This is a genomic window from Tateyamaria algicola, assembly GCF_047715485.1.
Taxonomy (GTDB): Bacteria; Pseudomonadota; Alphaproteobacteria; order Rhodobacterales; family Rhodobacteraceae; genus Tateyamaria.
Genome location: NZ_CP180422.1, coordinates 4,205,010 through 4,223,633, shown reverse-complemented (window position 1 = coordinate 4,223,633; position 18,624 = coordinate 4,205,010). Strand labels below are relative to the sequence as shown.

Annotated in this window: 20 protein-coding genes, 2 tRNA genes and 1 pseudogene; 10 read left to right on the top strand and 13 right to left on the bottom strand. The window is 62.7% G+C overall.

Annotated elements, in window-relative coordinates; all coding sequences use genetic code 11:
• The first annotated feature begins 122 nt into the window (after positions 1-122).
• Both ACMHLQ_RS23395 and ACMHLQ_RS23390 read left to right on the top strand, forming a co-directional pair.
• Positions 123-1,595 carry a leucyl aminopeptidase gene (locus tag ACMHLQ_RS23395; RefSeq protein ID WP_415403064.1) on the top strand — a complete coding sequence of 491 codons (1,473 nt, stop codon included), beginning with the start codon at positions 123-125 and terminating at the stop codon, positions 1,593-1,595.
• A 1-nt stretch (position 1,596) separates the two neighbouring features.
• A complete protein-coding gene (locus tag ACMHLQ_RS23390) occupies positions 1,597-2,052 on the top strand; it encodes a DNA polymerase III subunit chi (RefSeq protein WP_415403063.1) in 456 nt (151 codons plus the stop codon).
• Here the strand turns inward: ACMHLQ_RS23390 and ACMHLQ_RS23385 are convergent.
• The 3 genes from ACMHLQ_RS23385 to ACMHLQ_RS23375 all read right to left on the bottom strand — a co-directional run bounded on the left by ACMHLQ_RS23385 (position 2,049) and on the right by ACMHLQ_RS23375 (position 5,225).
• Entirely contained in the window at positions 2,049-2,630 is a 582-nt protein-coding gene (locus ACMHLQ_RS23385; protein ID WP_415403062.1) for a TIGR02281 family clan AA aspartic protease, read from the bottom strand. The two genes, ACMHLQ_RS23390 and ACMHLQ_RS23385, sit on opposite strands and share 4 nt — an antisense overlap.
• Before the next feature lie 30 nt (positions 2,631-2,660).
• Positions 2,661-3,284: a MarC family protein gene (locus ACMHLQ_RS23380; protein ID WP_415405341.1), complete on the bottom strand. Its 624-nt coding sequence runs from the start codon at positions 3,282-3,284 to the stop codon at positions 2,661-2,663.
• Between the two features lie 96 nt (positions 3,285-3,380).
• Positions 3,381-5,225, bottom strand: a complete 1,845-nt coding sequence (locus ACMHLQ_RS23375) for an ABC-F family ATP-binding cassette domain-containing protein (protein ID WP_415403061.1) — start codon at positions 5,223-5,225, stop codon at positions 3,381-3,383.
• Positions 5,226-5,352: 127 nt separating this feature from the next.
• Here ACMHLQ_RS23375 and ndk point away from each other — a divergent pair, with 127 nt between their 5' ends.
• The gene (gene ndk / locus ACMHLQ_RS23370; protein WP_415403060.1) at positions 5,353-5,775 is read left to right on the top strand and encodes a nucleoside-diphosphate kinase; all 423 of its coding nucleotides are present in this window, start codon (positions 5,353-5,355) and stop codon (positions 5,773-5,775) included.
• A gap of 239 nt (positions 5,776-6,014) precedes the next feature.
• On the opposite strand, the gene ACMHLQ_RS23365 is transcribed toward ndk, so the two are convergent.
• The 4 genes from ACMHLQ_RS23365 to ACMHLQ_RS23350 all read right to left on the bottom strand — a co-directional run bounded on the left by ACMHLQ_RS23365 (position 6,015) and on the right by ACMHLQ_RS23350 (position 8,144).
• Positions 6,015-6,410 carry a DUF4112 domain-containing protein gene (locus ACMHLQ_RS23365; protein WP_415403059.1) on the bottom strand — a complete coding sequence of 132 codons (396 nt, stop codon included), beginning with the start codon at positions 6,408-6,410 and terminating at the stop codon, positions 6,015-6,017.
• On the bottom strand, positions 6,403-6,573 hold the full coding sequence (locus ACMHLQ_RS23360; RefSeq protein WP_415403058.1) for a YqaE/Pmp3 family membrane protein: 171 nt from the start codon (positions 6,571-6,573) through the stop codon (positions 6,403-6,405). Before ACMHLQ_RS23360 ends, ACMHLQ_RS23365 begins: the two co-directional genes overlap by 8 nt.
• 79 nt (positions 6,574-6,652) lie before the next feature.
• Positions 6,653-6,982, bottom strand: coding sequence for a TfoX/Sxy family protein (locus ACMHLQ_RS23355; RefSeq protein ID WP_415403057.1), 330 nt, complete (start codon positions 6,980-6,982; stop codon positions 6,653-6,655).
• Positions 6,983-7,211: 229 nt separating this feature from the next.
• The gene (locus tag ACMHLQ_RS23350; RefSeq protein WP_415403055.1) at positions 7,212-8,144 is read right to left on the bottom strand and encodes an aldose epimerase family protein; all 933 of its coding nucleotides are present in this window, start codon (positions 8,142-8,144) and stop codon (positions 7,212-7,214) included.
• Between the two features lie 64 nt (positions 8,145-8,208).
• Here ACMHLQ_RS23350 and ACMHLQ_RS23345 point away from each other — a divergent pair, with 64 nt between their 5' ends.
• Positions 8,209-9,132 carry an aminotransferase class IV gene (locus ACMHLQ_RS23345; RefSeq protein WP_415403054.1) on the top strand — a complete coding sequence of 308 codons (924 nt, stop codon included), beginning with the start codon at positions 8,209-8,211 and terminating at the stop codon, positions 9,130-9,132.
• On the opposite strand, the gene ACMHLQ_RS23340 is transcribed toward ACMHLQ_RS23345, so the two are convergent.
• Positions 9,133-9,207: transfer RNA gene (locus ACMHLQ_RS23340), tRNA-Asn, on the bottom strand.
• 71 nt (positions 9,208-9,278) lie between these two features.
• Positions 9,279-10,198, bottom strand: a pseudogene (locus ACMHLQ_RS23335) (MBL fold metallo-hydrolase).
• A 49-nt stretch (positions 10,199-10,247) separates the two neighbouring features.
• On the opposite strand from ACMHLQ_RS23335, the gene ACMHLQ_RS23330 reads away from it, so the two are divergent.
• Both ACMHLQ_RS23330 and ACMHLQ_RS23325 read left to right on the top strand, forming a co-directional pair.
• Positions 10,248-11,567, top strand: a complete 1,320-nt coding sequence (locus tag ACMHLQ_RS23330) for an ATP-binding protein (protein WP_415403053.1) — start codon at positions 10,248-10,250, stop codon at positions 11,565-11,567.
• A gap of 78 nt (positions 11,568-11,645) precedes the next feature.
• Positions 11,646-12,092 (top strand): DUF4442 domain-containing protein, encoded by a 447-nt coding sequence (locus ACMHLQ_RS23325; protein ID WP_415403052.1) that lies wholly within the window; start codon positions 11,646-11,648, stop codon positions 12,090-12,092.
• 10 nt (positions 12,093-12,102) lie between these two features.
• Here ACMHLQ_RS23325 and ACMHLQ_RS23320 read toward each other — a convergent pair whose 3' ends face one another.
• From ACMHLQ_RS23320 to ACMHLQ_RS23310, 3 genes are all read right to left on the bottom strand, one after another.
• Complete coding sequence (locus tag ACMHLQ_RS23320) at positions 12,103-13,095, bottom strand: aldo/keto reductase (RefSeq protein WP_415403051.1); 993 nt, start codon at positions 13,093-13,095, stop codon at positions 12,103-12,105.
• A 112-nt stretch (positions 13,096-13,207) separates the two neighbouring features.
• Positions 13,208-13,284 (bottom strand) — tRNA-Ile (locus ACMHLQ_RS23315).
• 60 nt (positions 13,285-13,344) lie between these two features.
• Positions 13,345-14,433, bottom strand: a complete 1,089-nt coding sequence (locus ACMHLQ_RS23310; protein WP_415403050.1) for a porin — start codon at positions 14,431-14,433, stop codon at positions 13,345-13,347.
• Between the two features lie 228 nt (positions 14,434-14,661).
• Between ACMHLQ_RS23310 and purM the strand changes: the two genes are divergently transcribed.
• The 3 genes from purM (at position 14,662) to rnd (ending at position 17,525) form a co-directional block, all read left to right on the top strand.
• Entirely contained in the window at positions 14,662-15,708 is a 1,047-nt protein-coding gene (gene purM, locus ACMHLQ_RS23305) for a phosphoribosylformylglycinamidine cyclo-ligase (protein ID WP_415403049.1), read from the top strand.
• Positions 15,705-16,295 carry a phosphoribosylglycinamide formyltransferase gene (purN, locus tag ACMHLQ_RS23300; RefSeq protein ID WP_415403048.1) on the top strand — a complete coding sequence of 197 codons (591 nt, stop codon included), beginning with the start codon at positions 15,705-15,707 and terminating at the stop codon, positions 16,293-16,295. The genes purM and purN overlap by 4 nt, the downstream gene beginning before the upstream one ends.
• A gap of 69 nt (positions 16,296-16,364) precedes the next feature.
• Positions 16,365-17,525, top strand: coding sequence for a ribonuclease D (gene rnd / locus ACMHLQ_RS23295; protein ID WP_415403047.1), 1,161 nt, complete (start codon positions 16,365-16,367; stop codon positions 17,523-17,525).
• Between the two features lie 7 nt (positions 17,526-17,532).
• Here the strand turns inward: rnd and ACMHLQ_RS23290 are convergent, their stop codons facing one another.
• A complete protein-coding gene (locus tag ACMHLQ_RS23290) occupies positions 17,533-18,072 on the bottom strand; it encodes a hypothetical protein (RefSeq protein WP_415403046.1) in 540 nt (179 codons plus the stop codon).
• A 130-nt stretch (positions 18,073-18,202) separates the two neighbouring features.
• Between ACMHLQ_RS23290 and ACMHLQ_RS23285 the strand changes: the two genes are divergently transcribed.
• Entirely contained in the window at positions 18,203-18,607 is a 405-nt protein-coding gene (locus ACMHLQ_RS23285; RefSeq protein WP_415403045.1) for a SufE family protein, read from the top strand.
• The last annotated feature ends 17 nt before the right edge of the window (positions 18,608-18,624 follow it).

The window sequence follows — 18,624 nt, the reverse complement described above, 5'->3', positions numbered from 1 at the left end:
GCGTTGGCGCGAAACTAACCGATGGGGCGTGCGGGGAAAACTCCAAATCGCGCGCCAAGCGCTGGTCAGCGCCCGTCGGGCGCGTTACCTCTGTGGCGAACTTCACCCCAGCGGAGACTGCAATGACCAACCTGACGCCTCTTTCCATCGTTGCCACGGACCTTGATGCCATCGCCGGACATGAGGGGCGCGTGGCGGTGATCGTGACGCCCGAGGGCAAGCTGGAGCAGTCCGCACGCCGGGTGAACCGCCTGACCAAGGGGGCGGTGCAGCGGTTCGTGGACAGTGCGGGCTTTGAAAAGGTGAAGCCGGGGCAGGTGACGACGATGGCCTGGCCCGTGGGCATGGCCGCCGAGGCGGTAGATGTGATTTGCCTTGCGCGCAATCACAGCGTGGATGAGGCGCGCAAGGCGGGCGCTGCCCTTGGCAAGGCCCGTGGCGGCAAGGCGCTGCTGGTGGCGGCCGACAATGCGCGCCGCGTGGCCGAGATCGCGATGGGCATCGTGCTGCGCGACTACGACTTTTCTGCGCACAAGACGGATGCGGAAGGCAGTGATGCAGAAATCACCGTCATGTGCTCCAAACCGCACGAGATGCAGGCCGCGACGGCCCCGTTGATGGCGGTGGCCGAGGGGGCGTTCATGACGCGCGACCTGATCAACGAACCGGCCAATGTGCTGACCACAACCGAATTCGCGAACCGGCTGGTCGAGATGCAACAGCTTGGCCTCGAGGTCGAGGTGCTGGACGAGGCGGCATTGGAAGAGCTGGGCATGCGCACGCTGCTGAGTGTCGGTCAGGGCTCTGACAGCCCGTCCAAGGTGGTGGTCATGCAGTGGAAGGGCGGCGAAGAGAATGCGGCCCCGCTGGCGCTGGTGGGCAAGGGCGTGGTGTTTGACACCGGTGGTATCAGCCTGAAGCCTGCGGCAGGCATGGAAGACATGACCATGGATATGGGCGGCGCAGGCGTTGTGGCGGGCACCATGCGCGCGCTGGCCCTGCGCAAGGCCAAGGCCAATGTGGTCGGCCTTGTCGGCCTTGTTGAAAACATGCCGTCGGGCAATGCGACACGCCCCGGTGACGTTGTGACGTCGATGAAAGGCGACACGGTCGAGATCATCAACACCGACGCCGAGGGGCGCCTCGTGCTGTGCGACGTCATGTGGTACGCGCAGGAACGGTTCACCCCGGCTGGCATGGTCGATCTGGCGACGCTGACCGGGGCGATCATCATCGGCCTCGGCCACGAGAACGCGGGCGTGTTTTCCAACAATGACGACTTTTGTGACGCCTTCCTGAAAGCTGCCGAGAAAGAGGGCGAAGGCGCGTGGCGCATGCCCTTGGGTAAGGCCTATGACGATCTGCTAAAATCCCGCATTGCGGACATGAAGAACATTGGCGGACGCCCCGCCGGTTCGGTCACCGCGGCGCAGTTCCTGCAACGCTTTGTCAAGCCAGAGACGCCCTGGATCCACCTCGATATTGCTGGCGTGGCCTCAGTCAAATCCGCGACCAAGCTTGCGCCTGCCGGTGCGACGGGCTGGGGTGTCATGGCGCTGAACCGCCTTGTGGCGGACAATTACGAGACGGAGTGAGATGGGGGCGGCCTATTTCTATCATCTGACCCGTCACCCGCTTGAGGTGACGCTGGCGATGCTGTTGGGCAAGGCACAGGGTGCCGAGTGGCGTGTCGCCGTGCGTGGGCCGGATGCGGGGCGCCTCGCGTGGCTCGATGAAAAGCTGTGGCTGGGGGCAGAGGACGGATTTCTGCCCCATGGGCTGGCGGGCGGCGCGCATGATGCAGATCAGCCTGTGCTGCTGACCACAGGCCCTGCCGCCAATGGCGCGACCTGCGTGATGAGCATCGACGGAGCGGAGGTCAGCGCGGAGGAAGTGACAGCGCTGGACCGCGTCTGTGTCCTGTTTGACGGCAATGACCCCGACGCGCTGAACGTGGCGCGTGGACAGTGGAAGGCGCTGAAAGACGCCGGTGCGTCGGCGCAGTACTGGTCAGAAGAAAGCGGGCGTTGGGAGAAGAAGGCCGAGACCTAGCGCGACAGCGTCAGCGCGCCGCCCGAAATCTCGATCTTGCCCCAGCGTTGCAGGTAGCCCATGCCAAGTAGGGACTGATCCATCGCGCCATCATTCACAACCGCAGGCACATTCGTGTCCTCGTACGGCCCGATGGCCACGGTATCGAGGCGGACAGGTGCGGTGCGCACCTCGCCATTGGCGGTCAGGGCGCGCCCGAAATAGTTGAGCGTTGTGGGTTCTAGCCCGGCAGCGGCAGCATCCGCGCGGTTCAAAACAATGTCGGTCGCCCCGGTGTCCACGATGAAGTCCGTTGCGGCCCCGTTGATGTCGAGCGTCAGGTAGTAATGCCCGTCAGAGCTGCGCGGCACGCTGACAGCGCCATCCTCGTCAAAGCGGGTCTGGTGGGGGAACAGATCGTCCTGAATGTCGCCCCAGAGCCCCACGGCCCCAATGGCCCCGATAAAGATCAGCGCCCAGATGGCCGCCATTTGCAGGGTCTGGCCCAGCTTGAGTTTGCTGGTCAGCAGGAATCCTGCACCCAGCACCAGTGCAAAGCTGCCGAGATAAACGAGTTGGGCAATGTTGTCGGGGCTCATGGGGTCAATATAGGCGCTTCGTGACAGGTGTCAGCCCGGCAGGACGGCGAAGTTGCGCAGACCGTCCAGAACGAATTGCACCGACAGCGCGGCGAGCAGCATGCCAAGCAGACGGGTGACGACGGTGATCCCCGTTTTGCCAAGGGCGCGTTCGATCAGGCCCGAGGCAAGAAAGAAGCCAAGGCAGACACCCAGCACAAGGGCGGTGATGGCCAGTACAAGCGCCAGTCCCTCGACCCCCGGTTTCTGTCCCGTCAGCAGGATGACCGAGGCGATGGCGCCCGGACCGGCGATCAACGGAATGGCCAGGGGGAACACGGATGGATCGTCTTGGTTATCCTCATCGGTGTGGTCCTCGCGCCGCTTGGTGCGCCGCTCAAAGAGCATGTCGAGCGCGGTGAGGAACAACAGGATACCGCCTGCCACACGGAAGGCAGGCATGGAGATGCCGATGAAGCCCAGCACCGCCTCGCCAAAGAGCGCGAACATGATCAGGATGGCCATGCCCAGCCCGCAGGCGCGCAGCGCGATGTTGCGGCGCTGGCGTTCGGGCACGCCTTGGGTGAGGGCCACGAACAGCGGAGCAAGGCCGATCGGGTCAATCACCACGAACATGGTCACAAAGGCGGTGATGAGGAAAGCCGTGTCGATCATCGTGATCCCATTGAGCGCCATGCGGCGCACACTATGTTCAGGGGGCTCTGCCCCCGGCCTTCGGCCTCCCCGTGGTATTTGAGGTCAGAAGAAACATCAGAGCCGTTCTGCCGTTTCGAGTTTTTCGAGGTCCTGCATCCACAGCGTTTCGGCGCGTTCCAGGGCAGTCATGACCTCGGCATATTTCTTTTGCCAGACTTCCATTTCCCCGATCTTCGTGTCCTCGTACAGCTCTGGATCGGCGAGCTTTTTCGCCAGCTTGTCGCGCATGTCGTTCAGCTTTTCCACGCGCGCCTCGGATTTGCGCGCTTCGGCCTTGAGGGCGAGCATGGCGTCGCGGGAGGGCCGCTTGGGTTTGGGTTTTTCCACCTGCGGCTTGGCTGGTTTGCTGTCGGCCAGCAGCATCTTGCGGTAAGCTTCGAGATCGTCCTCGAACGGTTTGACAGTGCCGTTTGAGACCAGCCAGAGCCGGTCAGCGACCAGTTCGAGCAGGTGCATGTCGTGGCTGACGAGGATCACGGCGCCGGTGTAGTTGGTCAGTGCCGTCACCAGCGCCTCACGGCTTTCAATGTCGAGGTGGTTGGTGGGCTCGTCCAGGATCAGCATGTGGGGCGCATCGAGCGTGGCGAGCAGCAGCGACAGCCGCGCCTTTTGCCCACCCGACAGCTTGCCCACAACTGTGTCGGCCTGATCGGCCATGAGGCCGAAACCCGACAGCCGGGCACGCCAGCGGGCGGGCCCTTCGGTCGGGCGTTCGCGGCGCAGATGGTCCAGCGGGGTTTCGTCGATGAACAACTCATCCACCTGATGCTGGGCGAAGTAGCCGATGCGCAACTTGCTGGATTTGGTGATTTTGCCCGAGAGGGCGGGCAGGCGGTCGCTCAGGAACTTGGACAGGGTGGATTTGCCCTGACCGTTCTTGCCCAAAAGCGCGATGCGGTCGTCCTGATCGATGCGCAGCGACAGTTTGGAGAGGACCGTGGTGTCGCCATAGCCGGTGCTCGCGCCGTCCAGATGGATGATGGGCGGCGACAGCTCTTCGGGGTTGGGAAAGTCGATACGCTTCAGACCTGCCTCTTGCGGGGTGGTGATGGGCTGCATCTTGGCGAGCGCCTTGAGCCGGGACTGCGCCTGGCGCGCCTTGTCCGCTTTGTAGCGGAACCGGTCCACATAGGATTGCAGGTGGGCGCGGCGGGCGTCCTGTTTCTTGGCCATTGCGGCGGCAACGGCCAGTTTTTCGGCGCGCTGGCGGGCGAACTGGTCGTAGGGGCCCTGGTAGAAGGTCAGCTTGCGGTCTTCCAGATGCAGGATCGCGCCGACAGCGCGGTTCAGCAGGCCGCGGTCGTGGCTGATGATGACGACCGTGTGCGGATACTTGGCGAGGTAGTTTTCGAGCCAGAGCGCCCCCTCGAGGTCGAGGTAGTTGGTGGGTTCGTCCAGCAGCAGCAGGTCGGGCTGGGCGAACAGGACGGCGGCTAGGGCCACGCGCATCCGCCAGCCGCCCGAGAAATCGGCGCAGGGTTTGAGTTGTTCATCATCGTCAAAGCCGAGGCCCTTAAGGATGGTGGCCGCCCGCGCCTCAGCCGACCAGGCGTCGATATCGGCGAGGCGCGTCTGGATTTCGGCAATGCGATCAGGGTCCTGGCTGTCATCGGCCAGCAGCGCGGCGCGTTCGGTGTCGGCGGCAAGCACGGTGTCGAGCAGGGAGGTCTGAGAGGCCGGAACCTCTTGGGCCACGCCACCGATGCGCGCACCGGAGGGCAGGGAGATATCGCCCCCCTCAAGCGCCAATTCGCCCCGGATCAGACGGAACAGGGTGGTTTTGCCCGTGCCATTGCGCCCGACAAGGCCGACCTTGTGGCCTTCGGGAATGACGGCGCTGGCGCCCTCGAACAGGGGGCGGCCCGCAACGGCGTAGGTGATATCTGAGATGCGCAACATGAGGATGCTCTTGCCGCAGATGGGGGGCGCGGTCAATCGCGCCTTTCCAAGCGCCGATCTGCATGCTAGGGGCTGCGCGAAATCACATCCGGGGCCGGTTTGGCCCTTGCCAGACAGGAGAATTCTCATGGCCCTCGAGCGCACCTTTTCCATCATCAAGCCCGACGCGACACGCCGCAACCTGACCGGTGCGATCAACGCCAAGTTCGAAGAAGCCGGTCTGCGCATCGTGGCGCAAAAGCGCATCCACCTGACCAAAGCGCAGGCCGGCGTGTTCTATGCCGTGCATGCTGAACGTCCGTTCTATGACGAGCTGTGCGAATTCATGGCCTCGGCCCCAATCGTCTGCCAGGTCCTTGAAGGCGAAGGCGCCATTGCCAAGAACCGCGAAGTGATGGGTGCAACCAACCCAGCCGACGCAGCCCCCGGCACCATCCGCGCCGAATTTGCCGAAAGCGTTGGTGAGAATTCGGTGCACGGGTCTGATGCGCCAGAAACGGCCGCGATCGAGATCGCATATTTCTTCTCGGGTCTGGAACTGGTGGGTTAAGCCACCCGCACATTCCGTGCAGATGAAAGAGACCGGCGTGTCCTCGGCGCGCCGGTTTTTTTGCGGGCAATGTCGACGCAGCAGTGTGAGGGTTTGGCTTGCGGATCACTTTAACTGATTAACGTAAAGCATTGTAAAATATTGCCTATATGCGACCTGAACGCTGGCGCATTTCATGTGCTTTGCGTACAGGTCCCTTCCGTTATGAGGCGGAGTACCCCCGCATTTGGGTGCGCCCGCTACGATGCGGAAGAGGTGTTGAGATCTGGTGATCTAAGCGCAGGTTCGTCGGTCTGCACTGCTTTGAAATGCGTGCGCAGCAGTGCGACGTTGCGCGTGTTCGCCTTCCACCCGATGTCAAAGAGATCGCCGACCAGGGGAATAGCTCCGATCAAGGCGTCGATGCCGACATTGCCCAACATCCGCGCCTTGAGACTTGTCGGAACGCCCATGCGGTGCGCCTGAAATACGATGTAGCCCGCAGGCCCCAGTGTCAGCGCATCGCCGACACCGGGGATCAGGCCCAGGATACTGTCCCAGCCAACATGCACACCCACGACAGGCAGGCGCACGGCGCGATCCATTGTCCGCGCGACACGGTCGAGATGTGCGATCTTGTCACTGTGATCAAGCATGTTCGGGCGTGCGTGCAATGATCCAGACGGCGTGTACGATGCCGGGGATATAGCCCAGCAGCGTCAGCAGGATGTTGAGCCAGAAGTGTTTGCCAAAGCCCACCTGAAGGAACACGCCAAGAGGCGGGAGGATGACGGAAAGAATGATACGCAGCAGATCCATTTCAAAATCCTTTGGTTTGAGGTGGTGTCGATGGAGTAACACTGCAAATGCAGCATTGGTTCCGTCCTCAGGATTTTGCTCAAGATTTGGCGATCACGCCGATTTCGTTCAATGTGCGCTCAAACTCGGACAGGTCGGTGTCGAACGAGTCGGCCTTGATCGCATCGAACCGTTTGCGCAGCGCCTTTTTTTCTTCGCCCTTGCAGTCGTTCCAGGGGCGACCCTGCAATCCCATGACCAGCACGTAGTAGCCGATGAAATGGGGGCGGGTGCCTGTGCGCAGCAGGCGGCGGTAGGTTTCGTCGGGCCCGAGGTCGCGCAGGGTTTCTGCGTCGGGGATACCGGCCTTGGCGCAGGCGGCGTCCATGGCAGGGCCGAGGTTGCGGATGGATGAAACGGGGGTGCCCATAAGCGTAAACTAGCTGTGCACGCGCGGGCTGTCACCCGGTTCAGATGCTCGCGTAGTCGGTAAAGATGGGGGTTGGTTTCGGTTTGGGCTTGGGCTGTGGTGCCGGAACCTGTGTGCGTGTTTGTTTGGACATGGGTTTTGCCTTTTTTGCTGCCATGTGCCGGTCTGGTGCGGCGCTGGCATCACCCCAGCACGTCACCATGCCGAGAGCGGGGCGCAATTGTGGCAATTATGTGGCGGAGGGCGCGCGATTCAACGTGTAGCGGGTGATCTGATGATAGGGACGGTCGGGTGTGCAAATGACGCTTGGAAAGGCCGCGTAGTTCACTGCATCGGGCCAACCCTGCGGCTCGAGTGCGATACCGGCAAGGGGCGCGATATCGGTGCCGGGTAGGGTGGGCAGGTAGGCCCCGGAATAGATTTGAAGCCCCGGTTCCGTGCTGTGCAGGGTAAGGCACAGCTCGTCAGTGCCGGTCAGCGTGGCCACGTGTTCGGGGGTGCGCCGGGGTGCGTTTGCGACACAGAGGTTGTGATCGGTAGCGCTGTCCAACGGGTGCGAGGTACGGTGATCGAGCGCAGTGCTATCCACCGGGGCGATTTGCCCCGTAGGCAGGTTCGTGTCGTCCACGGGCAGATAGTGCGTGGCCCTCACCAGCAGGCGGTGATCGGCTGCATCCCCCAGCCGCCAATAGGGATGGTGCGCAATCGAGATCGGGGTTGGAGCGTCCGTCGTGGCCGTGATATCCAGCGTTAGTGTTGCGTTTTCTATGACATAAGAGACGTTTATCACCCGATTTCCGGGCAGCCCTCCATCCCCGTCTGCAAGGCGGCACTGTAGGTGCAGGTGGCTGTCAGATTGCGCCATGATCGCCCAGTGCCGCCTGTCCAGCCCCTCTGGCCCGCTGTGCAGCGCGGTCATGCCGTTTTCATTACACGGCATCTGGTAGCTCGTGTCGCTTAACGTCAATTGACCGCCGCGCACCCGGTTGGCGACAGGCCCTACGATCGCGCCGGGATAGACATCATGCCAGGTCGGATGTGTGGCCGGATCCGCCTCGAGAATGACGCTGGTGCCTTGGTAGCGCAGCGCATTCAGCCGCGCGCCGAAAGGTGAGACAGAGGCGTAAAGGTCGCCAGAGCGGAGCGTGATCTGATCGTGCATTGCGCGACCATGGCAAAGGCGCGGGCATTGTGCAATTCATTGCCAGGTCAACAGGAGCCACCCGATGCCAGACACGCCCCTTTCCACCCATGACGCCGCTGCGGATGATCGAAATGACGACATTCTTATCTACATCGATGGCCGCATCGTGCCTCGGGCCGAGGCGGTTGTGTCGGTCTATGACAGTGGCTTCATGCTGGGTGACGGGATTTGGGAGGGCTTGCGCCTCTATCACGGGCATATCCCGTTTTTTGACGATCACCTGGACCGTTTGTTCGAGGCCTCTGCCTATACGGAGATCGAGATCGGCCTGGACCGCGACGGGTTGAAGGCCGCTGTGTGGGAGGTGCTGCGCGCCAACGGGATGGAGACGGATGTGCATATCCGCCTGATGGTGACGCGCGGGCGCAAGGCGAAACCCTTCCAGCATCCGCATCTGAGCCTCTGGGGGTCAACCATCGTCATCATTGCCGAGCATTCGCGCCCGGACGAAACGGTGGTGCAGCGCGGCATTCGCCTGCACACGGTGCCCCATCACCGGGGCCTGCCACTGACCCAGGATGCCAAGCTGAACTCCCATTCCAAGCTGAATTGCATCATCGCGCTGAACCACGCGGTGCGGGCGGGTGCGGATGAGGCCCTGATGCTGGACCCGTTCGGATTCGTGAACACCACCAATGCCTGCAACTTCTTTGTGGTGAAGAAGGGGGCGGTTTGGACCTCGACCGGGGACTACTGCATGAACGGCATCACGCGCCAGAAGGTGATCGACCTGTGCCGGGGCGAGGACATCCCGGTCTTCGAGCGCAATTACTCGCTTGTAGACACCTATTCTGCGGATGAAGCGTTTCTGACAGGCACGTTCGGGGCGCAGACACCTGTGTTCGAGATTGATGGCCGCGTGATCGGCGGCGGTGTGGCCGGGCCGGTCTTCACAAGGCTGCGCGCCGCATATAAACGGCTGATCGGGGCGGATCGGGTGGGATAATGGCTCCGGCGGTAGGGATCGAACCTACGACCAATTGATTAACAGTCAACTGCTCTACCGCTGAGCTACGCCGGAACGGTTCGCGCCGTATAGCAAGGCGGATTCCGGGCGTCCAGTGGGTTTGCACCTCTCTTTTGCAAAAAATTTCAGCCCCGGGGGTGTCGGGCAAAGAGGGTGTCGCCGTTGAGTGGGCCCTGCGGGGTCACGCGGGATTTGCCCATGAGGTCAATGAGATGGGCCAGCACGTTGCGGGCCGCGGCGGGCAGGAGGGCTGCGGGTGTGTCCGTGTAGACGTTTTGCGCAATCTGAGCGGCCGTGGCGGGGCCGGCGCCAAGTGCGTCGAGGATGGCGGTTTCGCGGGCCTCACGGTGGGTGATCAGCCATTCGAGGCGGGCAGCAGGGTCAGGGATCGGTGCGCCGTGGCCAGGGTAGAACACGCGCCAAGGGCGTGTGGCGAGGCGGTGGCAGGAGGCCATGAAATCAGAGAGATCGCCATCGGGTGGCGACACCAGAGAGCTGGCCCAGCCCATCACGTGATCGGCCGTAAGGCACGCATCCCCAAGCCCGAGGCAGATGTGGTTGCCCAGATGTCCAGGCGTGTGAATCACGTCGAGTTGCCAATCGGGGCCTTCAATCTTGTCTCCATCGGCGAGGGTCAAATCGGGGGCAAAGCCCGTATCGATGCCTTCACCGCCACCGGACAGACCGCTTGCAGCCAGTTCGGCCATGACCGCGCTGCGCCCGGCCTGCGCATCGCCAAAGGCCAACACCGGCGCGCCGGTGGCATCGGCGAGGGGACGGGCGAGGGGGAGTGATCGAGGTGGCTGTGTGTCACCACGATATGTGTGATGCGCTGTGCGCCGCCCGAGCAGGCCGCAAGGATCGCGGCCAGATGCGGTTCGCTGTCTGGGCCAGGGTCAATTACAGCCAGGTCCGTGGTGCCCACGATATAGGTGTTGGTGCCCCGATAGGTCATGGGCGAGGGATTTGGCGCCACGATGCGGCGCACCCCCGGTTCAAGCATCTCGGCGACGCCGATCGCGGGGTCAAAATCGTCGAATTGCATGGGCGGCTTGGTCTTTCGTCTTGTCCTGCGGCTCGCTAGGGTCGCGCGCATGTCGTTCCAATGGCTCAAACGCTATATGCCCCGAGGCATCTACGCCCGCGCGGCCCTGATCCTGTTGCTGCCGGTGATCGTGGTGCAGCTGGTGGTATCGGTCGTGTTTGTACAGCGCCATTTCGAGGATGTCACACAGCAGATGTCGAATGCGGCCGCGCGCGAGATCAGGCTGGTGCTGATGCTGGTGGATCAGGCCGACACCCGATCCGACATTGCGGAGGTCACGCAAGACATGGCCCGACCGCTTGCCATCACCGTGACGCCCGTTGCCGATCAGGCCCTGGACGAGCCGAACCGGCGGGCGTGGTATGACTTTTCCGGCATCGTCATCATTGATCGGCTTGGCCTTGCGGTGCCCGAGATCGCCGTGGTGGACCTGTCTGATGACCGGCGCGTGCGCCTCGTGCTCGAGACCCGTCTGGGCGCGGTCGAGGTGACCTTTGATCGGCGCCGCGTGTCGGCGGCGGCCCCGCATCAGCTGTTCGTGAACATGCTGTTTTTCAGCATCCTCGTCACCATCATCGCCTTTATCTACATGCGCAATCAGTTGCGCCCGATCAAACGTCTGGCCAATGCGGCAGAGGCCTTTGGCCGGGGCCGCATCCTGCCCTATTCCCCCGCCGGGGCGATGGAGGTGCGCGCGGCCGGCACCGCCTTTGTCGACATGCGCAACCGGATCGAACGGCAGATCGAGACGCGCACGCTGATGTTGTCGGGGGTCAGTCACGATCTGCGCACGCCGCTCACGCGGATGCGGCTGGCGCTGTCCATGCTGGAGGATGAGGATCGCCGGGCGCTGGAACAGGATGTCGATGACATGCAGCGCATGATCGATGCCTTCCTGAGTTTTTCCAAGGGCGAGAGCGAGGGAGAGCCCGAGGATGTGGACCCCATCGCGCTCACCCAGTCGATTGTCGATGACGCACAGCGCGCCGGTCAGCCGGTCACGTTACGCAAGGCGGATGGGGAGGGCACTGTGATGCTGCGCAAGATGGCGATGCGCCGGGCCCTCGACAATCTGGTCAGTAATGCGGTGCGCTATGGCGGCAGGGCCGAGGTGTCGGTCCGCCTGAGTGACAAGTCCTTGCGCTTTCGCGTAGAGGATGACGGCCCCGGCATCCCGTCAGAGCAACGTGCCGAGGCGCAGCGCCCCTTTACCCGGCTTGATCCCTCGCGCAATCAGGATCACGGATCGGGCGTGGGGCTGGGTCTGGCCATCGCCACTGACATTGCCCGCGCCCATGGCGGCGTTCTGCGTCTGGGGCAAAGCGAACGGTTGGGTGGATTGCGCGCGGATATCGTGATTGCGCGCTGAACGTGCCGCAGCGGCAGGCTTGCCCGCACGCGCACGAAGCCTTTAGCTGCACCGCAACACAGTAGCAGGAGCGCGCGCATGACCCCCTATGACATGATCAAGGCCCATCTGGGCACCGCCATCCCCTTTGCCACCCATGTCGGGGTCGAGTTACTGGAGATCGGGGATGGGACGGCCACTGCCGCGCTCGACCAGCGCCGCGAGACCAGCAATCATATCGAAACGCAGCACGCGGGCGCGATGTTCACGCTGGGAGAGGCGGCCTCGGGCGCAGCCCTTGCCGGTGCACTGGCCCCTGTCATTCTGCAATCGCGCCCCGTGGCCGCAGGTGCGCAGATTTCCTACGTCAAGATTGCGCGCGGGCGTTTGACGGCCAGTGCCCAGACTAGCCGGCCGGGGGCAGAGTTGCTCGCGACCCTCAAGGATGAGGGCAAAGTTGCCTTTGACGTCAGCGTCGATATCCGGGACGCAGAGGGTGATACGGTCGTGACCATGACGGTCAGTTGGCATGTGAAACAGGCTTGAGGGCGCGCGCTCAACAATAACGCTCGGGGCCTTCCCATTGCGCGGCTGAATAGCGGTCGCCATGCGCCCAGCCGACGGGCAGAACGGCCTCGATCCGCTGAATGTCTTCAGTGCTCAGGTCAAGCTCGGTGCCCCGCACGAGTTCCGCCAGATGCGCGGGGTTCTTCGTACCCGGAATCGGCAGCACATGGTCGCCTTGGGCGATCAGCCACGCGATCGCCAGGGCAGCAGTAGGTTCGCCCATATCGGCAGCCAGGGTGCGAAACCGGTCCGTTGCCGCGATGTTGGCGCTGTAGTTGGGGGCGACAAAGCGTGGGTTGTGACGGGTGAAAGCCATGGACTGCCCCTGATCATAGGTGAACGGCACGTCCGTCAGGAAACCGCGCCCCACGGGCGAGAAGGCCACCAGCGTTACCCCAAGATCCGCGCAAGTCTGGATCATGCCCAGTTCGGGCGCGCGCGTGGACAGGGAATACTCTGACTGCACCGCCGCAATGGGGCATTCCGCACAGGCGCGGCGCAATGTGCTGGGCGCGATTTCCGAGAACCCGACCGCACGGGTTTTGCCGCTGTCGATCAACCCTTTGAGCGTGCCTGCCACATCTTCGGGACTGTGCACGCGGTCATAGCGGTGAACATAGAACAGATCGACATGATCGACACCAAGCCGGGCCAGGCTGGCATCAAGTGCAGCCTCGAGGTGATCGGCGTCGTTGTTGAACCGTCGCTGCGCTTCTCCGGTAATCCCTGCCTTGGTCGCCAGCACGACGTCGTCCCGCGCTGTGGGATTGGCCTTGAACCACGCGCCGATGATCTCTTCGGACCGCCCTTTTCCATAGACATTGGCGGTGTCGATATGGCTGACACCGGCAGTGCGGCAGGCATCAAGCACGGCGTGGCTGTCCTCGATGCTGGCATCGCCGTAGATCCCGGCAAAGGACATCGCCCCGATACCGAATTGCGAAACGGCGGGGCCATTGGCCCCAAGGCGGGTCATCTTCATGGGTCTTGTCCTTTTGACTGGGCGGGGGTGGCGCGCGGTGCATCTGTGCGCAGATCGACCAGCGTCGCATCTGCGGTCACAATACACATGTTATGCGGGAAAGGGCAGGGTTTGGTAGGCCCGGCAGGACTTGAACCCGCAACCAAAGCGTTATGAGCGCTCTGCTCTAACCAATTGAGCTACAGGCCCGCCATGGGCTGGCATATCACCCGCGCCGGGTGTGTCAAGCCAGCCCATGAGGTCGGTCGATCAGAACTGGTAACGCGCCCCGATCAGGACGGCGTCGAGGTCCTGGTACTCGGTCGAGGTCGTGCTGACCTCATAGGTGCGGTACCCGGCATAGAATTCGGTATTCCAGCGATCCACCTCTTGCACCGCGAACAGGCTGACGGATTCTGAATTGCTGCCCACTTCGCTTTGATCCTGACCGTCATAGTAGTCGATGGAAAACGACGTGGTGCCCGCCTGCATGATGGCATCGGTCTGATAGCCGACCTTTACATAGTTGAACCCAGGCTCGCGTGTGCTGGCATCCAGATCGTCCGTGCCTGTGGCAAAAGTCACGTTGAACCCGGTGGGTTCATGCAGGGCCGACACCGAGCCGCTGAGCCGGTCGCGAGTTTCGGTTTCGGCAAAGGCGGTCGCCGCGCGCACCTGGAAATCCCCGAACGTGCCGGAATAGCGCAGCGCGATGTCATTGCTGTCATCCTCGCCGATCGAGGCCGAGGCGACAAAGCCGCCGAAGAATTCGGGGGTGTCATAGCGGAAGCGTTCCAACCGGCTGTTGCCATCGAAGTTGGAAAAGAAGTCGCCGATTTCCGCGTCGGTCAGGTTGCCCGCTGCGTCGCGCAACAGATGGCTACCCGCAATCAGGCCCACATCCGAGTTGTTGCCAAGGCCCGTGCCGGACAGGTCAACCTCGGACACGCCGTTGGAGGCGGTGTCGCCCTGACCATAGGCGAAGTCACCAAAGCGGGTTTCGGCGAATACCTCGAATTTGCGTTCGTTCGACACCGAAGAACTGATGTCGGAATTCAGCTGGCTGACCGAGTTGGATGAGCTGAATTCGAACTCGTATTCGATCTGCGCTCCGACGACGAAATTGCCGAAATCATAGGCGCCGCGTGCCCGCAGCCGGGTTGAGGAGTTGTCGTTGTCGACGAAGAAGTCGTTGCTTTCCACACCGTCATCGGTGCGCAGTAGGCCGCGGTTGATCTGGCCACCGAAGGTGAAGGTAAAGCCGCCGTCTTCGATATCGACCACCTGGGCGTGGGCGGGAAGAACGGCAAGAGGGCTGAGCGCCAGGGCGCTCAAAACGGGAACAAGGGTCGTGCGCATATCGCGTTTCCTTTTTCGCGTGGACAAAGATGGGTTTGGGGAAGTGTGTTTGGACGTCTTGGTCGTACTGCATAAGGTATGTACGGCCTGCAAAATCCCAAGGACCCGACGGATAGATTTCCGCCTGCGCTGTGTTCACGCGCCCGTTTTCCGAGTAAATCCTGCATTTCCTTTTGCAACTCCGGCTGTGTTCACGTTAAGGGGCAGGCGACACGGGGGATGACCGGCATGACCACTGGAAAAAACGGAATGACCTACGCCGAAGCGGGCGTGGATATCGACGCCGGCAACGCGCTGGTGGAACGCATCAAGCCTGCAGCGGCCGCGACCAAGCGGGCGGGAGTCGCCTCGGGTCTCGGCGGGTTTGGTGGGTTGTTCGACCTCAAGGCGGCAGGATTTGTCGATCCGGTTCTGGTGGCGGCCACGGACGGTGTGGGCACCAAGCTGCGCATAGCCATCGACACGGGCAACGTGGACGGCGTCGGCATCGACCTTGTGGCGATGTGCGTGAACGATCTGGTGTGCCAAGGCGCTGAGCCTCTGTTTTTCCTCGACTATTTCGCAACGGGCAAGCTGGAGCTGGATCAGGCCGCCCGCATCATCGAAGGCATTGCCAAGGGGTGTGCCGCATCAGGCTGCGCCCTGATCGGTGGCGAAACCGCCGAGATGCCGGGGATGTATCCGGCTGGCGATTTCGATCTGGCAGGCTTTTCCGTCGGCGCGATGGAGCGGGGCACGGCCCTGCCTGCCGGTGTTGTTGCGGGCGACGTGCTGCTGGGTCTCGCCTCGGACGGAGTGCATTCGAACGGCTATTCGCTGGTGCGCCGCATTGTCGAGGCGTCGGGCCTCGGCTGGGGTGATGCCTGCCCTTGGGCAGATGGCACATTGGGTGAGGCGCTGCTGACACCCACGCGCCTCTACGTCAAGGCGGCGCTTGCAGCGATCAAGGCGGGCGGCCTGCATGGGTTTGCCCATATCACCGGTGGCGGTCTGACCGAGAACCTGCCGCGCGTCTTGCCTGACGGTTTGGGTGTCGAGGTTGATCTGGACAGCTGGGTTTTGCCGCCCGTGTTCAAATGGCTGGCTGCGCAGGGTGGCATGGACGCAGCCGAGATGCTCAAGACCTTCAATGCCGGGATCGGCATGGTGGTCGTGGTCGAGGCCAACGCGGTCGCGGCTGTGACCGCAGCACTAGAGGCCGAGGGGCAGGACGTAACGCGGATCGGCACTGTCACCGAAGGGCAGGGCGTGTCCTATTCCGGTTCCCTTCTTTGACCAAACGGGTCGGCATCTTTGTTTCGGGTGGTGGTTCGAACATGCGGGCGCTGGTCGAGGATATGACCGGCGATCACGCGGCGCGTGCCACCGTTGTGCTGTCCAACAATGCGGATGCAGGCGGCATTGCCTGGGCACGTGATCAGGGCATCGCTACCGAAGTTGTCGATCATCGCCCCTTCAAAGGGGACCGCCCCGCGTTCGAGGCAGCCATTGACGCGGCTCTTGCGCCCTACAATCTCGACATCATCTGCCTTGCCGGGTTCATGCGTGTGCTGACGGCTGGGTTCGTGGCCCCGTGGCAGGGGCGGATGCTGAACATCCACCCCTCACTGCTGCCCAAGTACAAGGGGTTGCACACGCACGCGCGCGTGCTCGAAGCTGGGGACAGCGTACACGGGTGCAGCGTGCATCTGGTCACGGCGGCGCTGGATGACGGCCCGATCCTCGGGCAGGCGACAGTGCCAGTGCTGGACGATGACACCCCAGACACGCTGGCGGCCCGTGTGCTGGTGCAGGAACATCGCCTCTATCCTGCCGTTCTACGCCGTTTTGCGGCAGGCGACAGCCGCATGGTCACGCTCTAGCCACTGGGCCGGGTTTGGTGTAGACCGCCTAAACCAAGACGGACCAGACCACGTAACAAGAAGCCGCTGATGAAAACCATTACAACGACCGATGACCTGGCTGCCTACTGCAAAGAGGCTGCCGCCCACCCCTATGTCACGGTCGATACCGAGTTCCTGCGGGAACGGACCTACTATTCGAAACTGTGCCTGATCCAACTGGCGATGCCAGGCACCGATGACAGCAACGCCGTGCTGGTCGATCCGCTGGCCAGTGGCCTGTCGCTTGAGCCGCTTTACGATCTGTTCCGCGACACCTCGGTGGTCAAGGTCTTCCATGCTGCGCGTCAGGACCTCGAGATTTTCTACGTCGATGCGCAGGTCTTTCCCGAGCCGCTGTTTGACACGCAGGTGGCGGCGATGGTCTGCGGCTTTGGCGAACAGGTGGGATACGAGACGTTGGTGCGCAAGATCGCCAAGCAGCCGCTCGACAAGACCTCGCGCTTTACCGACTGGTCGCGCCGTCCGCTGACGGATGCGCAAAAAACCTATGCGATCGCGGATGTCACCCATCTGCGCCAGATCTACGAGTTCCTGCGCGACCAACTGGACGCCAGCGGGCGCGCCCGATGGGTGTCCGAAGAGCTGCAGATCCTGCTGACGCCCGAAACCTACATCATCAAGCCCGAAGAGGCCTGGAAACGGGTCAAGACACGCACGACGTCTTCGCGTTTTCTGGCCATTGTGCAAGAGCTTGCGGCCTTTCGGGAATCCCACGCGCAAGCGCGGAACATCCCGCGCAACCGGGTCTACAAGGACGATGCGCTGGTCGAACTGGCCAGCAACAAGCCCCGCACACCCGAAGATCTGGGCCGCTCGCGCCTGTTGCTGCGCGAGGCGCGCAAGGGCGACATTGCCGACGGCATTCTGGCGGCTGTCGCGCGCGGTGTGAACATGGATGGCGACGCGATGCCAAAACCGGACCGTTCGCGCGAGAAACTGCAGGTGAACCCGGCGCTGGCCGATCTGCTGCGGGTGCTGCTAAAGGCCAAGACCGAAAGCGCAGGCGTGGCGGCCAAGTTGATCGCATCGGCGGCCGATCTGGACGCACTGGCGGCAGGTATGCGCGATGTGCCCGCGCTTAGTGGCTGGCGCGCCGAAGTCTTTGGCGAAGATGCGTTGCGCCTGTGTGATGGGCGCGTCGCGCTGACCGCCAAAGGGGCCAACATTCAGATCATTTCACTGGACTAAGGCGCGGTCAAAGGCGGCTGCTGGTCTGCACGTTGCGCCGGCCCTCGACCCGGATCGCGCGGATCCGCGACAATTCCTTGTCCGACAGACGCATGCCCGCAGTCACGGTGCGCACCCGCTGGCTTGTTGTGCGCGAACGCCGTTCCGGTTTGACGCCGCGCAGGCGCAGCGTCAGGACACCATTTTCATCCGCCTGCACCTCGTCGTCGTCCACGGTGGTCAGCCGCACGTCATAGACGTTATCGACGGCAGTGATGCCAGTGGCCCGCACGATGGCGCCGCCGGGCACACGCTCGATCACCAGATCGCTGACCTGATCGATAGGCGTGCCAATGTACACCTGCTCTTGTGCCCGCAGGCTGGAAAACAGGCCCGCGCGCCGACGCTCGGGGATCAACGGATTGACCTCGGCCTGGCTATCCGCCTCGATCGGGGCGGACCGGCTGTTGCCGAACCAGTTGAACGGATTGACCCGGCTGTCACGGATCGCGCCGCAGGCCGACAGGGTCAGTGTTGCGACAATAAGGGTTGTAGTGGTTAGGCGCATGGTCACTCGTATCGTCAGTTAAGGCCATGTGGTAGCGGAAGTGCGGGCGGTTGAAAAGCATCCATTGCCGGGCTGGACCTTTGGCGGCAACGCCCCTAGGTCACGGGGCAGAGCAAGACGCGAGGCCGACATGGCAACTGCCGCATTTGAAGAGATCGTCGAAGACTTTGAATTCCTCGAGGACTGGGAAGACCGCTATCGCTATGTGATCGAGCAGGGCAAGGCGCTGGACCCGTTCCCGGATGCGCTCAAGGTGCCTGCGACCAAGGTGGATGGCTGCGCAAGCCAGGTCTGGCTGCATCCCGTGATCGAGGATGGTGCGTTCCGCTTTGATGGCGACAGTGACGCGATGATCGTGAAGGGGCTGATTGCGGTTTTACGTCGTCTTTACAACGGGTTGAGTCCAACCGAAGTGCTGGCCGTGGATGCGAGGGCCGAGATGACGCGCCTTGGCCTCAACGATCACCTGTCGGCGCAGCGGTCCAACGGGTTGCGCGCCATGATCGAGCGTATTCGCCTCATCGCTGCCGGGTAAATAGGGCCGGTATGTGA